Raw genomic sequence first — 19,552 nt, 5'->3', positions numbered from 1 at the left:
GGCTTTTTCACTCAGGCTTTAGCTTGTGTAGGCTGCAGCAATGAGTCTGGCGGAGTGAGTTTCAGTATTTTGATACCGCAGTAGGCATAAATAATCGCCAGCACCGGGTTTATCAGGTTAAAGAACGCATAAAATGCATAATCTAACGGGCTGACTTGCAATACGCTATGCATATAGGCACCACAGGTATTCCAGGGGATTAACGGGCTGGTAATAGTGCCACCATCTTCCAGGGTACGGGATAAATTTACCGGTGCCAGATTGCGCCGCTCGTACTCTTCTTTATACATCCGGCCCGGCATAACGATAGACATATATTGATCGGCGGTCAGCACATTGGTAACAAAACAGGTAGCAATAGTGCTGGTGATCAGCGAGCCGGTACTGCGGGCAAAATGCAAAATAGAACTGACAAACTTGCGCAACAGACCGATTTTCTCAATGGTGGCGCCAAACATCATGGCACTAAACACCAACCAAATAGTATTCAGCATGCTGGACATACCGCCACCGCTTAGCAGGTCATTTAAACTGGCATTGCCGGTGTCGATAGTAAAACCAGCATGCAGGGTGTGCCAGATTAACTTAGTGATACCCAGTGCAGAAGGTACATCAGCGGCAATCAAGCGCCCCAACAAATCTTGTTGGAACAACACCGCCCAGACAGCGCCAAGCAGAGCTCCAATAAAAACTGTTGGAAATGCCGGCACTTTTTTAATCGCCATCGTTAATAACACAAACAATGGGATCAACGAGACAAAACTAATGGCAAAGTTATCTTGTAATACGCTGGTAATTTCATCGATTCTGGCAAAATCAGAACTGACGTCAGAATTAAAACCGACGATGGTGAATAACAATAGCGCTATGACAAAACTCGGTACTGTCGTCCATAACATGTGACGGATATGGTCAAACAAATCAGCCCCGGCCACTGCAGGCGCCAGGTTAGTCGTTTCACTCAATGGCGATATTTTGTCGCCAAAGTATGCGCCAGATACTATAGCGCCGGCGGTAATAGCCGGTGATAACCCCAAGCCGGCTGCTACACCAATCAGCGCAACACCTATGGTGGCAGCGGTTGTCCAGGAGCTGCCAATGCTCATTGCCACTATGCCGCATAACAAACAACTGGCGGCGTAAAACCAGCTTGGGCTTAATAGCTGCAGGCCATAATAAATTAATGTCGGCACTGTACCTGACAGCATCCAGGTACCAATTAATGCTCCAACCGACAACAGGATCAGCACCGCGCCCAGCGACAATGAAATCCCCTTCACCATCGCTTTTTCCATTACCGACCAGCGATAGCCGTTTTTCAACCCTATCACCACTGCGACGGCTGTCGCCATAAATAAGGCAATTTGGTTTGGCCCATATGAAGAGTTATCGCCAAACAAAAATACTGAACCAGACAGCAGTATAATCAACACGATAAGCGGTATGGCCGCATCCAGAAAGCTGGGTTGTTTTTCAGACATCAAAGGCTCCGACAGGCTAAGGGCACTGCGGCCCCTGCTCTTTATAGTTATAAAATGCTACAGCAAAAATTAAAACGAACGATAGAACATCACTACAATGATGACCGGACAGACAAATTTAACGTACCAGGGCCAGATGCGCCAGAATAAGCTTTGTTCAGCCAGGGCATCGCCTTTTTTCAATTCCTGCAGTATCTCGTTGCGTCGCCAAACCCAGCCGGCAAACAAACACAACATTAAGCCCAATAACGGTTGGCTATATCGGGTAGTCAGCGCAATCACAAATCCAAATAAGGTGGCAAAGTTCATAATGATCAGGCAGCTTAGCGCGAAGATTATTGCCGCTATCAGCCATACCGTTTTTTGTCTGGCAATATTATGCTTTTCAACCACATAAGATACCGGCACTTCCAGCATAGAGATTGACGACGTCAGTGCAGCTATAGACATCAATAGAAAAAACGCACAGGCAACAACACCACCAACAACCCCCATAGTGGCAAACAATGACGGCAATACGGTAAAAATAAGCGTATCTTCAGACAATAAACGGCCATCTTCAGCGAAGATCTGCACACCATTATGCAAAGCGACATACATAGCTGGAATAATTAACAAGCCAGCCAGCACCGCTACCCCTATATCAACCAGCGATACCGCAGCGCCAAGGCGCGGCAAATTCTCGCTATGGCTGACGTAAGAGCCGTAAATCAACATAGTCCCCACGCCAAGCGACATCGAAAAGAATGCCTGCCCCATAGCGCTGATCAATAAATCCGGGGTAAGCAGCTGGGTAAAATCAGGTAACAGATACACTTTCAGGCCGTCCATTGCACCGTTTTGCGTCATGACATAACCAAACAAAACCAACATTATGACGAAAAGTGTCGGCATTAAACGCACCGACCAGCGTTCAATACCGTTTACCACGCCACCACTGACTATGCCCACTGTCAGCGCCATAAATACCGCACAAAACAGTAAGTTGCGCTCCAGCGAAAAAGCCAGCAGCCACTGTGATACCTGTTCAAAGCCCAGTAAATTAACAATGGCTTCAATGGTGTGCGCCAGCATCCAACCGCCGACAATGCTGTAAAAGGCTAAAATAAGCGACACAGTAACAATACCCCAGCCGCCTACCCAGCGGCCGGTGTTACCTCTGGCAACCTGACCTAACGCATCGACAACATTGGCCTTAGTCGCCCGACCTATTAACAACTCGGCCATCAGTACCGGATAAGCTAACAAAAAGGCCAATATCAGATACATCAATACAAAAGCTGCTCCGCCATTGCTGGCAACCTGCGTCGGAAAGCCCCAGATATTCCCCAAACCGACTGCCGATCCTGAGGCGGCTAATACAAACCCCAGTCTCGAAGAAAACTCACCACGTGAACTCATAGTAAACCTTTATAATTATTATGTTTTTTGCACTTAAAAAGAAGGCGGTATTGCTACCGCCTTGCTGTATCTTTGTAGCTTTTTATTTATTTTTTCGCCAGACGGCTCACCATTTTTAAATCAGCGGTGATATTGGCCGCTTCTTCTAAAAATGGATCAATTTTTTCCAGTTTTTCCGGCACATCGTCAAGCGAGTCAACCGTTGGCATGCCAAGGCGCTGTAAACGTTGGTTAACCCGGCTAAGCTGCTGTGCTTTGCTATCGTCGCGCTCGGCAACACGCTCAGCTTCTTTCAATGACACGGTTTTATCATCTGCGTTCTGTTTGTACTCTTTAATGTCTTCAAGCAGATACTGAAATTCCGGCTCTGCGTTAATGCGAGCCTGATGTTTTTCACGCAGGCTTGGCACTAAAGTACCGATATCATACAGGCTGTCGTAATGTGCGGCGTTGATAGAGTCCCAGGGTAAGGCGTACTCTTCTTTACTTTCGCCCCATTCCTGCGGGTCAATGGCAGTTGGAAACAGAATATCCGGGATCACACCTTTGTGCTGCGTGCTGCCACCATTGATACGATAAAATTTCGCTATGGTGTATTGCACACTGCCAAGCGGGCTGTCAAACATATCATATATCCGTCCAAGACCACGGTGTTGCTGCACTGTGCCTTTACCGAATGTTTGCTCACCTACTACCAGGCCCCGGCCATAATCCTGCATTGCAGCAGCGAAAATTTCTGACGCTGAAGCACTGTAGCGGTCGACCATAATGGTTAACGGACCATCATAAAAGCTGACGCCGTCATTGTCCTGTGACACTGATACCTTGCCATCACCTTCACGAATTTGAACCACCGGGCCGCGATCGATAAATAATCCGGTCAGTAAGGTCGCCTCCTGCAATGAACCACCGCCATTGCCACGTAAATCAACGATTATGCCGTCAACATTGGCTTGTTTCAGCTCAGCCAGCAGCTTTTTAACGTCTTCTGCCAGATTGTTATAAAAACCTGGAATGCTGATCACACCAATTTTTTGGTCCAGCTCTGACAGCTGAGGTTCAAATACTTCTGCTTTTGCAGCACGGTCTTCTAAACGGATTTTGTCACGAACTATACTAATAACCTGCGACTGACTGGTACCGATGTCATTGGCTCCCACCACTTGTAGCCGCACTGTGCTGCCCTTGGGTCCTTTGATCAGATCAACTACATCATCCAAACGCCAGCCAATAACGTCGACAAAATCGGCTTTGTCTTGCGCTACACCAATAATTTTGTCTTTCGGCTTCAGTTTTTGCGTCATATCAGCCGGACCACCAGGAACCAGACTCTGGATCACGGTGTAATCCTCATCAGCACGTAGCACAGCACCAATACCTTCCAGCGACAAATTCATCTCTTGCTGAAAACGATCAGCATTGCGCGGAGAAAGATAAGAGGTATGAGCTTCAATACTGCGGGCGAAGGAATTCATTACCAGTTGGAAGACGTCTTCACTTTCAGTTTGTGTCAGGCGCTTCTTAGTATTGCGATAGCGTTTAGCTAAAATATCTTTGATTTCTGTAGCCGTTTTACCGGCCAGTTTCAGATTAAGCGCATCAAATTTTACCCGCTGCCGCCAAATTTCATTCAGCTCTGCGGTGTCCGCCGGCCAGTTGGCGTTCTCTCTGTCATAGACATATTGGTCGGAAACAGAAAAATCAAACTCGGATTCCAGCAACGACAAAGCATAGTCAAAACGTTCTGCCCGCCGTTGTAGCGTAAGATTAAACATCTCAAAAGCCGGATTTAAGTTGCCCTTGTTGATGGCGTCATCAAACTGTGTACGGTATTTTTCAAAGCTTGCCGCATCGGCTTTGGTCAGTACATTGCGATAATAATCCAGGTTCTTCAGGTAGGTATCAAACATCTTTGAAGACAAGGCATCATCAAGCTGCACTTTGCTGTAGTGGCCGCGGGTAAACAGCGCAGTAATTCGCTTACTGGCCGTTGCATGTTGAGCTGCCTGCGTAACAACCGGCAGCACCAGCGGTTCCGTATTTACATCTGAGGCACTAGTGCCAAACGTAACAAACAGTGCTGTCGCAAGTACTGAACATTTTTTCATAAGCTACTCTGTATTAGTCAGGCCAGATACAAACTATCCTGCCGGGTTTTTATTACCATACCAGATCCCAGCTGCACAGTGACATCATCTTTGTTGACTTCCAGTACTGTTGCCGGCATTGGATTCTGCCCAAGCTTAATCAGTACTTTTGCACCTGCAACCACTGCAGACATCACTACCGGTTGCAGAGTCACTGGCTTTGCCGCCACGGGTTCTGCTCTGGCTGGTTTCTGGTTAACCTTAGCCTCTTTAGAAGCCGGAATCGGCTTTTTGTTCTGATTTTTTTTGTAAGCAGGTTTGTCTGCTACCGTATTAACTTGTTTTGCTTTAGCTTCAGCAATACGTGCTTTACGCTTTTCGGCCGCTTTGGCCTTACTTTGTTCCAGCGTTTTGCTGGCGTGTTCTGCTTGTGAAGCATCAATCAGGTCACCGTCGACGCCATCTAAGTCTACCCTGGCGATACCTTCTTTAGTGGCTTCCAGGTAGCGCCAGCTGGATGTGTACACCCGCAACGCCTGACGTAACTGGGTTTTACTCACGCTTTCGTCTGTTTGCAAGCGTTCAGCTAAATCCTGAAAAATACCAATTTTCAGCGGTTTTGCTTCACCTGTTAAACTAAAACAGGCGGGAAACTTATCAGCAAGGTAAGCCAATACGTCTTTTACATTTGTCGTTTTAACATTTTGTTCAGTTGGGGTGGTCATTAACGCTTCACTCTTCTTCATCTACGGTATCCGCGTCCGGTATACCTTCTTCCAGCTGTTGGCGCACATAAGCCAAAGCCCAATCTATTAATTCGTCTTCATCCGCTTCTAGCAGCACGGTACCACCGCGCAGTTGATCCCAAATGCCGGGAAGCAAATGTTCAACCTGGCTGGCGGTTATATCTGTCGGTAATGCCTGCCATACACTGTGATAGATACTGTTAATTTTATCTGTCACCAGCTCTTCGTCACCTTCCCAGTCACCAATATCTGCAATATCAAACAAATAATCGTGAATAGAGATTGCATCTTTCATAGTGATGCTGCCAGATGTTGTTCGAACACGCTGATCAGTTGCTCGAGCCCGGCCTGATCGTCGGCATCAAATCGCGCCAGCTTCGGGCTATCAATATCTAATACCGCAATAATTTCATTATTATGGCGCAAAGGTAAGACGATTTCAGAGTTACTGGCAGCGTCACAAGCAATATGACCCGGAAATTCATGTACGTCGTTAACAAGTTGCACCTCGCCGGTCGCCACGGCAGTGCCACATACGCCTTTTCCTACGGCAATACGCACACAGGCCACCTGGCCCTGAAATGGCCCCAACACCAGTTCTCCATTACGCATAATATAGAAACCGGCCCAGTTTAGGTCAGGCAGTTGGTTAAATAGTAACGCACTAAGATTTGCCATATTGGCAATAAGATCGCTTTCCTGCTCAATAAGAGCGCGCGCTTGCTGGTTCAGTAAGCGGTATAACGCAGTTTTATCATTCGACATTAAATATGAAGTTCTGACTAATGCTCAAAACCCGTACATTACTCGTTTTACCTGTGAATTTAAACCACCTGACGGCAAAGATTTCAGCGAATGGACCGTTTTCTGATTAGCTATCGCCAGATTGGTTGAGATTCGAACAATTTTTAGCGTTACCGCTTAGCTGTTTCGCCGGATTTGCCGGATAGTAGCAAGGAGGCTGTTGCGGCTGATGGCTAAAAAACCGCGTATCCTTGTAAGGCAATTTCATAAAACCACCGACGCCTTCACCACTAATTAATGCCACCTTACGCAAAATACTTTGCAGCAGACGGTTAAATTCCGACTCTGCCGCCGGATCTAATAAGCGATAATAGCTGTGGATCTTCATATACAAGCTGCTTACTTCAAAAATAATACAACCGGTATGCCGGATTAGGTTCAGCCTGGCGATATCGTCCATAATGGCATCGGGCAATACCAGTTGCTCGTCCGGATCTTTGCCATCTTCAAAGTACGAATGTTGTTTGCTGGCATCTTCGCTACTTAGCACCGGTGCCAACTGATAGGGTATAGCAGCATCGGCTGCGGCAATAAAAGGCTGTGCCGTACTATCACGGCTGATATGAATAGTATTGCGGGCATTAAATAAACAGGCTTTAAAAATGCCCACTTTGGCTATGGCGCGGGCCAGTGCGACGACATTATTGACAGACAAGGCAAACGATTGTGCCAGACTCTCATCATATAAGTTAAGACTCGAGTCAATGTACACCCCACCCGCCTGCCAGTGAATAGCCAAACCACCCACTACCGGGTAACGCGCCAATCGGCTGACTGCAGCAACAAAGGCTTTTTCTGTTTCGCCCATGCCCTGCAAATAGTTTTTGTAGTAACGCTCAAGCTGCACGTCATCAACATAAGCTATGCCTTCTTCCTCGCTGTGTTCGCGCAAAAACGACTTGCGCGATGAATACACCACGGTGTCAAGCTCGCGCACCTGAGGGCTTATCCACACCGGCAACTGTGCCGTATCATCAAACAATGGCAACTCAGGAAGCACCAGGTGTTTTAATCGCGACATATGCTGCAAAAAGTAATCACCGGCCTGAGCGCGCAAGCCGGCATCATCTGCCAACATACTATCGAGCATCGTCGCAAACTCAACCGGCAAGCCTAAACTACGTGCCGGAATGGCTTTGTTGCCAAAACGGCAAGACTGGCCGGATGCCAGTGCATATAATGTTCCGGCAACACCTTGCTCATCAAATCGCGGACTGGACAAGGCGCCGATACGCTGTTCGGGGCCAATAAAATACACATCGCCCATACGCGCATTTGAGTTTTGCAGATCCGAGGACATTAACTGCATTACGTTATTGGCTAAATACTGACCATTGGCATCTAGCTGAGCAAACACTGACGAGCCCCAGTCTATCAGGCTGATATGGCCACTGTGCTCGTCAAACACCAGGTTAGAGGGTTTAACATCGCCGTGTACTATGGGTTGTAGTTCACCATCTTTGTTATGGCTGCGCAGTGCCAGCAGTACGTCAGCCAACTGACAGGCAATATCCACCAGCAAACGTGCACTTAAGCGGCCATGCTTTAAGCTGTAGTGCTCTAAATCGATGCCGGCGCCGCGTTGCATCATCAGAATGCCCTGCTTTTTAATCACCTGATAGGTTATATAACGCGGTACGTTAGGATGCTGAACCTGCGACAACATATAGGCCTCGTCAGCCAAACGTTCCTGTATATGTTGCGGTAAATTAATCCGCGAAAACTTAAAGACACAAGCCTGATTGCCACGATCCAGTCCGGCAAAAGCGAAGCCATAGGCGCCCTTGCCTATTAAGGCTATGTCACTGTAACCGAGCTTTTCCAACTCAGAGACGCATAGCGCCACCCAATCTTTGAGTTTTTTAGCATCATTGGCATTAAGCAGGTAAATAGACTGCTCTTCCGGGATGTAAAAGTTTCGTAGCTGGTTTTTATATTGCATCTGCCTCAGGCCTGTACACAGCGCTGCAACGCCCACTGACGCAGTGCATTAATTTGTTCTGCCATAACAACTGATAGCGGTTGGGTCGCCGCCAGCTCGTCCATTAAATGCCGCAGGCTAAAAGCAGTACCATCGGCCCTGGCACGGAAACTGGCCCCAACCACGGCTTGTTCCAGCTCGGCACCTGAGAAACCGCTACACAAAGCCAATACAGGCTGAAACGCCTCGTCGGCCAGGTTAAGCTGGCGTTTTGCCAGGTGTAACTTAAGCAGCTGCAACGTTTCGGTTTCGTTCGGCAAATCGACAAAGAAAATTTCATCAAAACGGCCTTTACGCAGCAACTCCGGTGCCAGCTCATGAATATTATTCGCCGTGGCGACCAGAAACACCTGCGACTTACGCTCGGATAGCCAGGTCAGAAAACTGCCCAGTAAGCGCCGTGTCACGCCGTTATCGCTATCACCACCGGAGAGACCTTTTTCAATTTCATCGATCCACAGCACGCAGGGCGACATAGCATCAGCCAGCGCCAGAGCCTGAGCGAGGTTTTTTTCTGTTTCACCAATATATTTATTGTACAGCGCAGCCATGTCTAAGCGCAGTAACGGCAATTGCCAGCTACCGGCAATCGCTTTTGCTGCCAGGCTTTTCCCTGTACCCTGCACTCCGGTTAGTAATACGCCCTTGGGAGTATCTTTAGCATTGTCGATAAACGCGCTATGGCGCTGCGTTATCCAATGTTTCAGGTTTGTCAGGCCAATAACGCTGTCGAAGCCGACACTGTCAAACACTTGCGACAACACGCCATCGGTTTGTAATAAACTGAATTTGGCACGGTTAATACGCGGTATATCGTCTTTTGTTACAGCGCCGTCATCAGCGATGGCTTTATAGGCTAAACGTTTCACCTCTTCAAAGGTTAAACCGCGTAAGTTCTGTACCAGTAGTGCCACACTTTCAGCACCTAGCTCAGCCAGCATGCCATGCCTGGCAGTGTAGCTGTCAGCCATATCATGTATCAGTTGACGTATTTGCTGATCCGACGGCAGGCTAAGCTCAAAACGATAGGCTAAACGGCTCAACTCTGGCGGTATAGTAATGGCATGACTGAGCAAAATCAGGGTATGACCCAATTGTTCATGTGCCAATGCAATTTCTTTGATATAACGCACATGTTTGGCATCGGCTAAAAATGGGTGAAAATCACACAACACATAGATGCCACTATTGCGGGTACCTTTAATTTGCGCCAGTAAATTGGTGGGCTCGGCGTTAAATGCCTGTGCACTATGTTCGCTATCCAACCGCTGTAAGCCGTCGGTAATGGTCCATTTAAACACCGGCCGCATTAAGTTGACCGCCAGGCGTTTAATCAGCAGTAAGGCACGCGGCTCTTCGTAACTTTCAATCACAATCAATGGGCTATGTGCCTGCATCAGCACCCGTAAATCATCAAATTCGTGCATAATTTTCCTAAAGCAAAACAAAATAAAAAACCCACTACAATGAGTGGGTTTTAGCAGAAAGCGTGGTTAAAACCAAGCAGCAAAACAAGCGTAGTGTTAACGCATTGCTACCAGCATTGCCGATGGCTGCTCCAGGTATTGTTTCCACAGGTTGGTAAAGCGCGCTATGGTACCGCCGTCAATTACACGGTGATCGCCCGACCAGCTAATTTGCATCAGTTGTCGCGCCTCTACGTCGCCCTTACTGTTAAAGCGCGGCAAGGTTTGTACTTTACCCAGCGCCACTATTGCCAGTTCTGGCTTGTTAATGATGGGGGTAGCTACTGTGCCGCCCAACGCGCCGATATTGGAAATGCTGATAGTCCCACCTTTTAAATCAGCCGGACTAACACGACCTTCACGGGCCTGTTCAGTTAAGCGGGTTAAATCGTTGGCAATATCAATAATAGATTTATGCTGACAACCTTTGATATTTGGCACTAACAAACCGATTTTAGAATCTACCGCTATGCCAATATTGTGATCATCAAAGTAGGTCAGTTCAGTGCAGTCTGCATTTACTTTGGCGTTCATGATCGGATACTGATTAATCGCCAGCGACAGCGCTTTGATAAAAAACGGCATCATCGTCAGCTTCACGCCCTGCTTGGCATACTGATCTTTTAAACTGGCGCGCAGTGCTATCAGTTCTGTTAAATCAATCTCTTCACAGTAAGTAAAGTGCGGAATAGTTGATACCGATTCGACCATTTGCCGCGCCATTGCCGCTTTAATGCCTTTAATTGGCTCAGTGCGGCTGCCGCCAGCGCTTGTTACAGCCGCTGCTGTCGCGCTGGCAGTAGTGACTGCATTAGCTGTTGTTGCAGCGCCAGCCGTAGTAGCGACTTTGCCATCGGCGAAAGCACGCACGTCGTCTTTGTATACCCGGCCTTTTTCACCGCTGCCTGGCACTTTACTGATATCGATACTCAGCTCGCGGGCTAAACGACGCACCGCCGGGCTGGCGAGAGCTTTACCATTGTTGCTAATAATTGTGCTGGCACTGGCTTTGGCACTGCTTTGCTGCAATGCACAACTGGCTTTAGCCGGTGCTGCAGTAGGGGTTGTACTAGCTGCCGCCGTTGGCGCCGCAGCTGTCAGGCCGCCATGTTGCATAGCAAACAACGGTGCATGCACTTTAGCAATATCGCCTTTGGCATAATACAAGCGGGTAACCTTACCCGAGTACTTGGCCGGAATTTGCACCAAGGCTTTGTCGGTCATGACATCGCATACCGGCTGATCTTCAACGATGTCATCGCCTTCACTAACCAGCCAGTCAACAATTTCACACTCGACAATACCTTCGCCGATATCCGGCAGAATAAAATCTTCACTGACTGAAGACGCCGCTACCGCTTGTGTATCAGCTACCGGCGTCGCAGCGACTTCAGTGTTATCGGTGCCTGCCAACTGCATTTCGAACAGCGGTGCATGCACTTTGGCTATATCGCCTTTGGCGTAATACAGTTTTGATACCACACCATTGTGTACCGCCGGAATCTGTACCAGCGCCTTATCGGTCATCACATCACATACCGGCTGATCTTCAGTGATGGTGTCGCCCTCGGCAACCAGCCAGTCAACAATTTCACACTCAACAATACCTTCACCGATATCCGGCAGAATAAAATCTTTTTTCATTGCTGCCTCCGTTAAAAGTTTACTGAGCGTTTGATCGCTTCATAGGTTTTTAAATGATCGGCCACGTACTCTTTTTCCAGCGCCAGCGGGTATGGCGTATCCATACCACAGACCCTCTCAATCGGGCTTTCCAGGTGCAGGAAGCACATTTGCTGGATGGTTGCGGCAATTTCACCGGCAAAGCCACCGGTTAGCGGCGCTTCATGGTTTATCAGCAGGCGGCCGGTCTTTTTCACTGAAGCCGCTACTGTATCGGCATCCCAGGGTAAAATACTGCGCAGGTCGATCACTTCGCAGGAAATACCGTCTTGCTCTGCCATTTCTACCGCTTTTTGCACAATTTCCATCTGTGCGCCCCAGGCCAGCACAGTAATATCTTTGCCCTGCTGGGTCACCTCGGCTTTGCCTAGTTCAATTTCGTAGTATTCTTCCGGCACTTCACCAACCGATGCCCGGTACAGTTTCTTCGGTTCAAAGAATATAACCGGATCCGGGCTGGCAATAGAGGCCAGCAACAAGCCTTTAGCCTGATAGGGATCACGTGGGATCACAACCTTTAAACCCGGGGTATGCGCAAAATAGGCTTCCGGTGACTGGCTGTGGTAGTGACCACCGGCTATACCGCCACCGTAAGGACTGCGAAATACTATGCCACCGACATTAAACTCATTGCCTGAGCGGTAACGGAATTTCGCGGTTTCATTTACTATCTGGTCAAACGCCGGGAAGATATAATCAGCAAACTGAATCTCGGCCACCGGCTTCATGCCCTGCGCCGCCATACCATTAGCAAAGCCAGCAATGCCCTGTTCGGTTAACGGCGTATTAAAGCAACGTGCTTTACCGTATTTTTCCTGCAATTTACTGGTCGCGCGGAATACGCCGCCAAAATGGCCGACATCTTCACCAAAGCACACTACGCCATCATCTTTGGCCATCGCTAAATCAAGCGCATTATTAATGGCCTGTAACATGTTCATTTTTGCCATTAGTCCAGTCTCCCCGCCGTTACCGGATACGCATCCGGGTACTTACGGATATGCGCTTTTAATTCGTCTAATTGTTGTTGTAGTGCCGGTATCGGCTGCGCATAAACATCTGAAATCAGATGCTCTATGCCAGGCTTGGCCACTTTCTCTGCCACCTTTAATGCATCAAGGATTTCAGTGCGCAGTTTTTCAATAGTGGCTTTATCATCTGCATCGTTTAGCCAGCCTTTGTCAATCAACCATAAGCGGTAGCGGGCTATAGGGTCATTTTGCCGCCATTTTTCTTCTTCTTCTTTTGAACGGTAGCCGCTTGGATCGTCTGACGAAGAATGCGCGCCTAAACGATAAGCGATAGATTCAATCAGTACAGGCTCATTGTGCGCCAGCGCATGGTCTCGCGCCATTTTAGTAGCCTGGTAAACGGCTAAGATATCGGCGCCATCAACCCTTAGTGCTTTCATGCCATAGCCAACAGCACGACAGGCAATACCATCGCCGACAAACTGCTCGTTAGCCGGGGTGGAAATGGCATAACCATTGTTGCGGCAGAAGAAAATCACCGGTGCTTTGTGTACTGCAGCCATATTTAAGCCAGCGTGGAAATCACCTTCAGAGGCCGCACCTTCACCAAAGTAACAGATCGTAGTGTTGTTTAAGCCGCGCAACTTCTGCGCATAGGCATAACCACTGGCCTGCGGAATTTGCGTGCCCAGTGGTGATGATATGGTCATGTAGTAAATATCTTTGCTGCCATAGTGCACCGGCATCTGGCGGCCTTTACCCAAATCTTTTTCGTTGGAAAACAGCTGGTTCATAAACTGCTCCAGCGTAAAGCCACGATAACGCAGCGCGCCCTGCTCGCGGTACTGCGCCATAATCATGTCTTTATCATCCAATGCTGCGGCACTGCCAATAGTTGCGGCTTCTTCACCCAGACATTGCATATAAAAGCTGATGCGGCCCTGGCGCTGCGCAGCCAGCATGCGCTCATCCAATACACGGATAAACACCATGGTGTCGTACATTTTAAGCGCGGTTGCTTTATCCAACTCAGGTGCAGTAGCACCGTCATACAAGCTACCATCGTCACGTAAAATGCGCAGTGTCGGGATTTTTAACGCATCACCGGCAGTAAACTCTGCAGTGTGCACCGTGGTGATGGTGGCGTTATTTGGGTTGTTCATAGGGTGTCTCTTGTTTGTTATACGTATTAGACAAGTCGCTGGTAGCACCAGCCCGGCCTTGGTTTCGGGCTGACGCTACTCTGCTTATACCGACTCAGTATAGCGGTTTTACCGCTTTCCCCGTTTTGTGCACCATTTTAAAATGCACCGGTGTGTTCTGATTATTATCGGCGGCAACTTTACCTTTACGTAAACTGCATTGCAACCGCCGTTCAGGTTTGCAGCGGCAGGTGTCAGTAGCGACTGTCAGCATAAATTTACTCTTTACAGCGCTGTACTGCCGTACTTACCCCTTAGCTAATGTTGCTAGCCACCGAAGTCGGCACCACCATCAACATAGCGCGCTGGCCTATAGCCACTTTCGCATTGGGGAAAATAATAGCTTCACCTTCGCGCTCTACCCGGTACTCTGTATCGCCATCTGTTGCCAGTAACGTACCCAGCGGGTAACTGGTAAAGTTCTCCACATCGTCAGCAAAGTGCAGTTTAAATTCCTGAGTTTGTTTATTGATAGCACGGTACACCTGATACAACTGAAATTGCCGCTCATCAAACGGCTGCGTCTGTACATTATCGGCTGTTACCAGTTGACGCAGTGCTGTACGCACCTTGGTAAAGCGTTGCATATCGTTCTGACCAAACGGCTGCACTTTACCCAGTTCAATCGTGAAAGCGTCTGCACCGTGGCTGTTTGAAGCGTAGTAACTAAAAGTGGATGCCGGGGTTTGCATCAGCAGTACTGTGGTTACATCACAGGCCTGTAAAAATTCAAACTCTGCCTTTTGCCAGGGCTTGCCATGTAAAAACGGATATACGGCGAATTTTTCAAAGCGGGAGCCACGAATGGCGGTGTGAAGATCATATAAATATCGGTTACGCGGCACCGCGTCGGTTACGCGTATCTCAGAATAAAACCGGCTAACATAGCCCTCCAGCGCCTTAGCCCGCTTACGTTCTGCATTAATCAGCCCGGCGCCCATACTGTGATGGCCGGAAAACAACCGGTTTAGGTTTTCATTGATTTCGCGTGTGCCGGCATTGATTGCCGCCGGATTACCAAACAACACCAGCAGGCGCTGTTTCAGCACTAACTGACCCGTTAACAGCTCTTGTACCAGTTCAGCACAAATTTCAATCGGCGCGGTTTCATTACCATGCACACCGCAGGATAGCACGATATCTTTACTGCCAGGCTGCTGAGGTTCAAAGCAAATGACACCGCTATCCCATACCGATACGGTAGTGTTATCAGGCAGATTAAAATGCATTGGCGCCAGGCCATCGGGATGTTGCAAGCTAAGAGTTAAAAAATCACCGTTTGCTATCGGTTGTTGGGTCATACGCCAGCTCCGTGTAATAAAACTGGCGCTGATTCTACCCTATAACCGCAGCGGACTAAACGACTGGACGGTAATCAGCATAAGCGGCCACCTTATCGCGGCCTGACTCTTTTGCCTGATACATTGCATGATCAGCATCGGCCAATAGCTGCTTTAGCTGATAGCCGGAAGTATCCGAGCCCGCAACACCAAAACTTGCACTGAGCGGAAACTGCTTGCCGCTATCGCTGCTGTCAATTGCCGCTATGGCATCACGGCATATTTCAGCCAACAACACTGCCTTATCGGTGTGACAGCCCGGCAATACCACGGCAAATTCTTCACCGCCAATACGGCCAAACACATCATTGTTACGCATAAAATTACGGCAGGTTTTTACTACATGCTGCAGGGCCCAATCGCCGGCAGCATGACCATGGGTGTCATTGATGGTTTTAAAAAAATCCAGGTCAAACAACATAACCGCAACTGGTTTAGCATTGTTTTCGCAGTAATCCAGCGCTATTTTTGCCTGGTTATTAAAGTGGTATCTGTTACTGATACCGGTAAGCTGGTCGTATTCGGCAATCTTTTTAAAACGCTTACGTCCTGTCATTCCGCGGTAGGCTAGTGTCGTAGCGATTACCAACACAAACGCCAGTATCAGAACAATAAGACGATTTTGTTTGGCTTCCTGCTCGAATAGATCTTTTTGTAATGATAACACCTCGTTGTCTTTGTCTAGCATAGCAATTCGCTGATTCTTTACTTCAATCTCAGCTCTTACAGTATGGTATGCCTGTAGCTGTATAAACCTATTGTCACTGTTCGCTTTTGCCGCCTCACTATACTTAATATAAAACTGTAGGGCACTTCCAAAGTTCTGTTTTAATTCATAAACTTTGTATAGAGTGTAATAAGCATTAACCAATGGGATAGTAAATTCTTCAGTATCCAAATGTAGTAAAGCGTTCCGGGCCAGTTGCAAAGCTTTTTCATATTGTCCGTGCTGTACAGCACCTTTAGCAGCCAATGCAGAAGCACTGGCTATTAACATTGGATAACCCACTTTTTCCAATGCATTTTTATAGCTAGCGTAATAACGCTCTGCTGCTACAACATCACCCACTTCTAGCAGGTAACTGTGGCGTTTAACTCTGATAAGATTTGCAAAAACATGTTCATTTAACTGCAAGCAATGTTCTACAGCATTTTCAACCAGTTCATTAAATGCAGGCCAATTTTGAAGACCATATAACGACTCAAGTAAATGATGGTTTGCATGGCAACGCACGCGTTCAGAGGTTGCAGTATTTACCAATGCTTGCGAGTAGTACTTTGCAATGTCAAATTCTTCTAGTTGATTGTAAGTGTAGGCAATAACACTAAGGCCATGCTCTTTTGCCCGCGTATCATTAACGTGTGGTAGAGCCCGACTAATTTCTTCCAAATATAAAAAAGCAGAGTGATAGTTTCGGCTCACAGCTTGCGCATTGATTAAAAGCGCCTTTACGCGAAACAACAGATCTGGGGTAATGTCACTTTGTAACATTGATTCTAAATGTGACTGGGCAGATTTGAAGTCTCCCAAAAGCAATAAATTGTAACCCTGCAATAGCCGAATATAGTTCTGCTCTTCCAAAGATAATGTATCGCTTTCGCGCTCTAAGATTGCAAGCTGTTGTCTAAATGCAGCCACATCAACGACTTTAAGATCATCAAGTTTTTCCAATCGTTCATCAGCTATAGCGCTCAGACTGCAAAAAACAAAAAAACCAGCAAAAAAAAACTTTGCTGGTTTATGCAAGCGTCGCTTGCCAAATTTGCCGGTATTAGCCATTACAAGCGATAGCTTTTTCTGCGTCGTCTTGATCATCGTCATCTTTTTGTGGGGTGTCAGATGGCTCTTCTTCTGCCGGACAAATCGCACACACTACTTTGTTCCGGACATTTAGCAACATCTCGAGCGCTTTATTATCGTGGTTCAAAATTGCCTTCTGTACTTGCTCATCCAGGTCGAGTGGATTAGATATTTTCGCAAGGGTAGCAATATCCAGTTGCTGCAATTCAGCGCTACTACCAAGCTTATCAAGCAGATTAATTATATTCTTCATTTAACTCCCTCTGTGCTTTTCTTGAAACTGAAATGTACCGGCAAACAAGTTATAACAGCCGATTTTGTTACAATACACAAAACCCAGCTTTGCAACCAGTTTTTTAGCAGCAGCATTATGCGGATCTATTCTGCCTATAATAGTTACACTTGGTATTAATGAAAATACTTTGTGACATAGTGTTGCTAAAGCAGTTTGTGCCAAACCAGAACGATGAAACTGCTGCATCAACATAATACCGACTTCGACACAGTTTGGTTGTGAAGGCACTGTCGACACACAGAGTAGTCCCGCATAACCCCCGACCTGTGGCGCTTGAATAACCAAAAACAATCGCTTGGCTGGTACAGCTGCAGTCAGTTTAAGCGCTAAGATAAAACTCTGATGCGCTTTGTCCTGCGACAAGGGTGTCGCAATATGTTTCATCAGTTTGCCATCACGGTAGATTTGCGTATAAAAATTACCATGCTCTTCACTAAGCGGAATAACGCTCAAATCTTTTACTTGAAAATAAAACTGATCAGCTGCCGGTAGTATTACCATTACGCACTCGGCACCAAGTTTTCCAATTCTTCTAATAACGTCAGATTAAGCTCCGCTTTAGTTGCCGGTGGTATGATCAGCGTGGTTTTTAAATCCATACTGGCATCGGGCAAGGCGCTTATAGGCAAATAGTCAATGCGTTTGGGCTGGATAGGCAGGGTTGCCGCTTCGTATAAAATCACTTCATGATCCAGAGGATAATATTCTGCCAGCAGCTTTATCAGCACTTTACGGTATTCACTGTCAGTAGTGAACTTAGCCAAAGACCGATCGCCAGCGATACCGACTTGCCACAGCACCAAATAGGCTGCGGTATCGATATTACGCTTATAAAACATAAACTGGCTGGTTTCAAAGTGCTGACACCCCGAACTCCCGGGGTCTATGCCTAAATCGGCATACAAGCAGTCTTCAGCTGAAATGCCTGGCTCCATATGGGCTTTGTAACCCAGCTCGCGCGCTTGCTTAATGGCGTTGTGTGGTACCCAGGCAAATACGCCGGGGTGGCCGTAAAAGGCGCCGACCACTTTTTTACCGGCTTTAACTTCGGCCAGCATGGCTGCCACCATTTCACGGTAGGTGATCATGCGTGATTTACCTTCCAGGTAATACGGCTGCAGTGAGCGCACATCAGCGTTCATCTGCTCTATCCACTTCTCGGTAATGCCATCGGCCACCAGTACAAACACTACCTCGGCCTGTTCAATATAACTGCGGGATAACGGGCTGATATGTGAGCCCAACGTCATGCCGGTGCCGACACAAACTAAACTACCTGCTGACACTATGCTTCCCTGTAAGCTTTTTTTCCACTATAAGTTGCCGTCCATTAACTGGCAAGTGGCTATCTGGGTTTAATTGTCGCAAGCGCGCGTTTATTAAGCTGGCGGTATTGTGGATGATGTTCAAACCACAGATCCTGGCTTTGGTTAAACTCGGCGTCGGCGCGAATTTGTGGCATAGCCTGATTTATTTTTTCTATCACGCTGCGCCCCCAGCTACTGTCGCTGCAACCGATAGCACCGTGCACCAGTTGCTGGTGGTTTTCTGCGATAGGTAATAGCTGCAACAGTTGGCCGGTGTTAAGTTCATGGTAGCGACGTATAATGCTGTAATCTATGGTGTAATCCAGTCGCTGTGCTTCTATCATCTGCAAAATAGCCTCAGGGCCATTGTCACCCGAACGCACCAGCCGGTTACCGGGCCGGCTATCCTGGCCTTCTATTAAGGGTTGTAGCACACCAAAACGGCGGCCGGCCGGGTAACCAAAATGAAACTCTTCATCCGCCAGTAATTCAGCTAAGGGTACCGGCAACGGGTATTTTTCTCGGATCCGCTGCGCCGCTGCGTTATTGGCAATAATCTGATGCGGCAGATACACATGCGTTGGCACACTGTAGTAAGCGCCCTGCTCACTCTGCTTTTTATGGATCATGCAGGCGAAACAGAGGTTTTCTGCGCGTTCAAGCGCCCGGCCAATACGCGGTTGCGGTAAAATTTCACGGTGTTTTTTCAACTCGGGCACGTAACGATGCACGGCGTCTATCAGCACATCACACAACCCCTGTTGTTTATAGTCACCACTGACAATATGAAACGGCGGTGCAGTATTAATCGCCCAATTAATTTGGCTGATTTCGTTAGGCTGTGCCAGCAAGAGTTGTGGCAGCAAAATGACTGAGGCTAACAGGTAACGCATCATAACAACTCCTGAGCTAATACTCAGGCAAGCTTATGATGTTTCCGGTACAAAGCTTTACGACTTGTATGATATTTGTTTGATAAAAAAAGGC

General features: G+C 47.6%; 17 protein-coding genes. All 17 read right to left on the bottom strand.

The annotated features are described in order from the left end of the window. Nucleotides 1-11: 11 nt before the first annotated feature. Complete coding sequence (gene nhaC / locus MN202_RS18135; protein ID WP_335737555.1) at nt 12-1,481, bottom strand: Na+/H+ antiporter NhaC; 1,470 nt, start codon at nt 1,479-1,481, stop codon at nt 12-14. Between the two features lie 69 nt (nt 1,482-1,550). After that, nucleotides 1,551-2,882 carry a sodium-dependent transporter gene (locus MN202_RS18130; protein WP_335737554.1) on the bottom strand — a complete coding sequence of 444 codons (1,332 nt, stop codon included), beginning with the start codon at nt 2,880-2,882 and terminating at the stop codon, nt 1,551-1,553. A gap of 86 nt (nt 2,883-2,968) precedes the next feature. Then, on the bottom strand, nt 2,969-4,990 hold the full coding sequence (gene prc / locus MN202_RS18125; RefSeq protein WP_335737553.1) for a carboxy terminal-processing peptidase: 2,022 nt from the start codon (nt 4,988-4,990) through the stop codon (nt 2,969-2,971). A 17-nt stretch (nt 4,991-5,007) separates the two neighbouring features. Beyond that, nucleotides 5,008-5,715, bottom strand: coding sequence for an RNA chaperone ProQ (gene proQ, locus MN202_RS18120; protein WP_335737552.1), 708 nt, complete (start codon nt 5,713-5,715; stop codon nt 5,008-5,010). Then, on the bottom strand, nt 5,702-6,010 hold the full coding sequence (locus MN202_RS18115) for a hypothetical protein (RefSeq protein WP_335737551.1): 309 nt from the start codon (nt 6,008-6,010) through the stop codon (nt 5,702-5,704). The genes proQ and MN202_RS18115 overlap by 14 nt, the downstream gene beginning before the upstream one ends. Further along, entirely contained in the window at nt 6,007-6,480 is a 474-nt protein-coding gene (locus tag MN202_RS18110) for a GAF domain-containing protein (RefSeq protein ID WP_335737550.1), read from the bottom strand. Before MN202_RS18110 ends, MN202_RS18115 begins: the two co-directional genes overlap by 4 nt. 106 nt (nt 6,481-6,586) lie before the next feature. After that, nucleotides 6,587-8,461 (bottom strand): protein kinase domain-containing protein, encoded by a 1,875-nt coding sequence (locus MN202_RS18105; RefSeq protein WP_335737549.1) that lies wholly within the window; start codon nt 8,459-8,461, stop codon nt 6,587-6,589. Nucleotides 8,462-8,466: 5 nt separating this feature from the next. Further along, nucleotides 8,467-9,927: an AAA family ATPase gene (locus MN202_RS18100; protein WP_335737548.1), complete on the bottom strand. Its 1,461-nt coding sequence runs from the start codon at nt 9,925-9,927 to the stop codon at nt 8,467-8,469. Nucleotides 9,928-10,023: 96 nt separating this feature from the next. After that, nucleotides 10,024-11,610, bottom strand: coding sequence for a dihydrolipoyllysine-residue acetyltransferase (locus MN202_RS18095; protein ID WP_335737547.1), 1,587 nt, complete (start codon nt 11,608-11,610; stop codon nt 10,024-10,026). 11 nt (nt 11,611-11,621) lie between these two features. Further along, a complete protein-coding gene (locus MN202_RS18090) occupies nt 11,622-12,599 on the bottom strand; it encodes an alpha-ketoacid dehydrogenase subunit beta (protein ID WP_335737546.1) in 978 nt (325 codons plus the stop codon). Further along, nucleotides 12,599-13,783: a thiamine pyrophosphate-dependent dehydrogenase E1 component subunit alpha gene (locus MN202_RS18085; protein ID WP_335737545.1), complete on the bottom strand. Its 1,185-nt coding sequence runs from the start codon at nt 13,781-13,783 to the stop codon at nt 12,599-12,601. Before MN202_RS18085 ends, MN202_RS18090 begins: the two co-directional genes overlap by 1 nt. A 293-nt stretch (nt 13,784-14,076) precedes the next feature. Continuing rightward, on the bottom strand, nt 14,077-15,123 hold the full coding sequence (gene astE / locus MN202_RS18080; RefSeq protein ID WP_335737544.1) for a succinylglutamate desuccinylase: 1,047 nt from the start codon (nt 15,121-15,123) through the stop codon (nt 14,077-14,079). Between the two features lie 55 nt (nt 15,124-15,178). Continuing rightward, a complete protein-coding gene (locus MN202_RS18075) occupies nt 15,179-16,978 on the bottom strand; it encodes a GGDEF domain-containing protein (protein WP_335737543.1) in 1,800 nt (599 codons plus the stop codon). Further along, nucleotides 16,935-17,216: a hypothetical protein gene (locus tag MN202_RS18070; RefSeq protein ID WP_335737542.1), complete on the bottom strand. Its 282-nt coding sequence runs from the start codon at nt 17,214-17,216 to the stop codon at nt 16,935-16,937. The genes MN202_RS18075 and MN202_RS18070 overlap by 44 nt, the downstream gene beginning before the upstream one ends. Then, entirely contained in the window at nt 17,217-17,759 is a 543-nt protein-coding gene (locus tag MN202_RS18065; protein WP_335737541.1) for a GNAT family N-acetyltransferase, read from the bottom strand. It abuts the gene before it with no gap. Then, the gene (locus tag MN202_RS18060; RefSeq protein WP_335737540.1) at nt 17,759-18,544 is read right to left on the bottom strand and encodes an SAM-dependent methyltransferase; all 786 of its coding nucleotides are present in this window, start codon (nt 18,542-18,544) and stop codon (nt 17,759-17,761) included. Before MN202_RS18060 ends, MN202_RS18065 begins: the two co-directional genes overlap by 1 nt. Nucleotides 18,545-18,603: 59 nt before the next feature. Continuing rightward, nucleotides 18,604-19,461 carry a hypothetical protein gene (locus MN202_RS18055; protein ID WP_335737539.1) on the bottom strand — a complete coding sequence of 286 codons (858 nt, stop codon included), beginning with the start codon at nt 19,459-19,461 and terminating at the stop codon, nt 18,604-18,606. Nucleotides 19,462-19,552 lie beyond the last annotated feature (91 nt).

Source organism: Rheinheimera muenzenbergensis (assembly GCF_036984005.1).
Lineage (GTDB): Bacteria > Pseudomonadota > Gammaproteobacteria > Enterobacterales > Alteromonadaceae > Alishewanella > Alishewanella muenzenbergensis.
The sequence above is the reverse complement of the archived record's forward strand: the minus strand, read 5'-3'. Positions and strand labels throughout refer to the sequence as shown.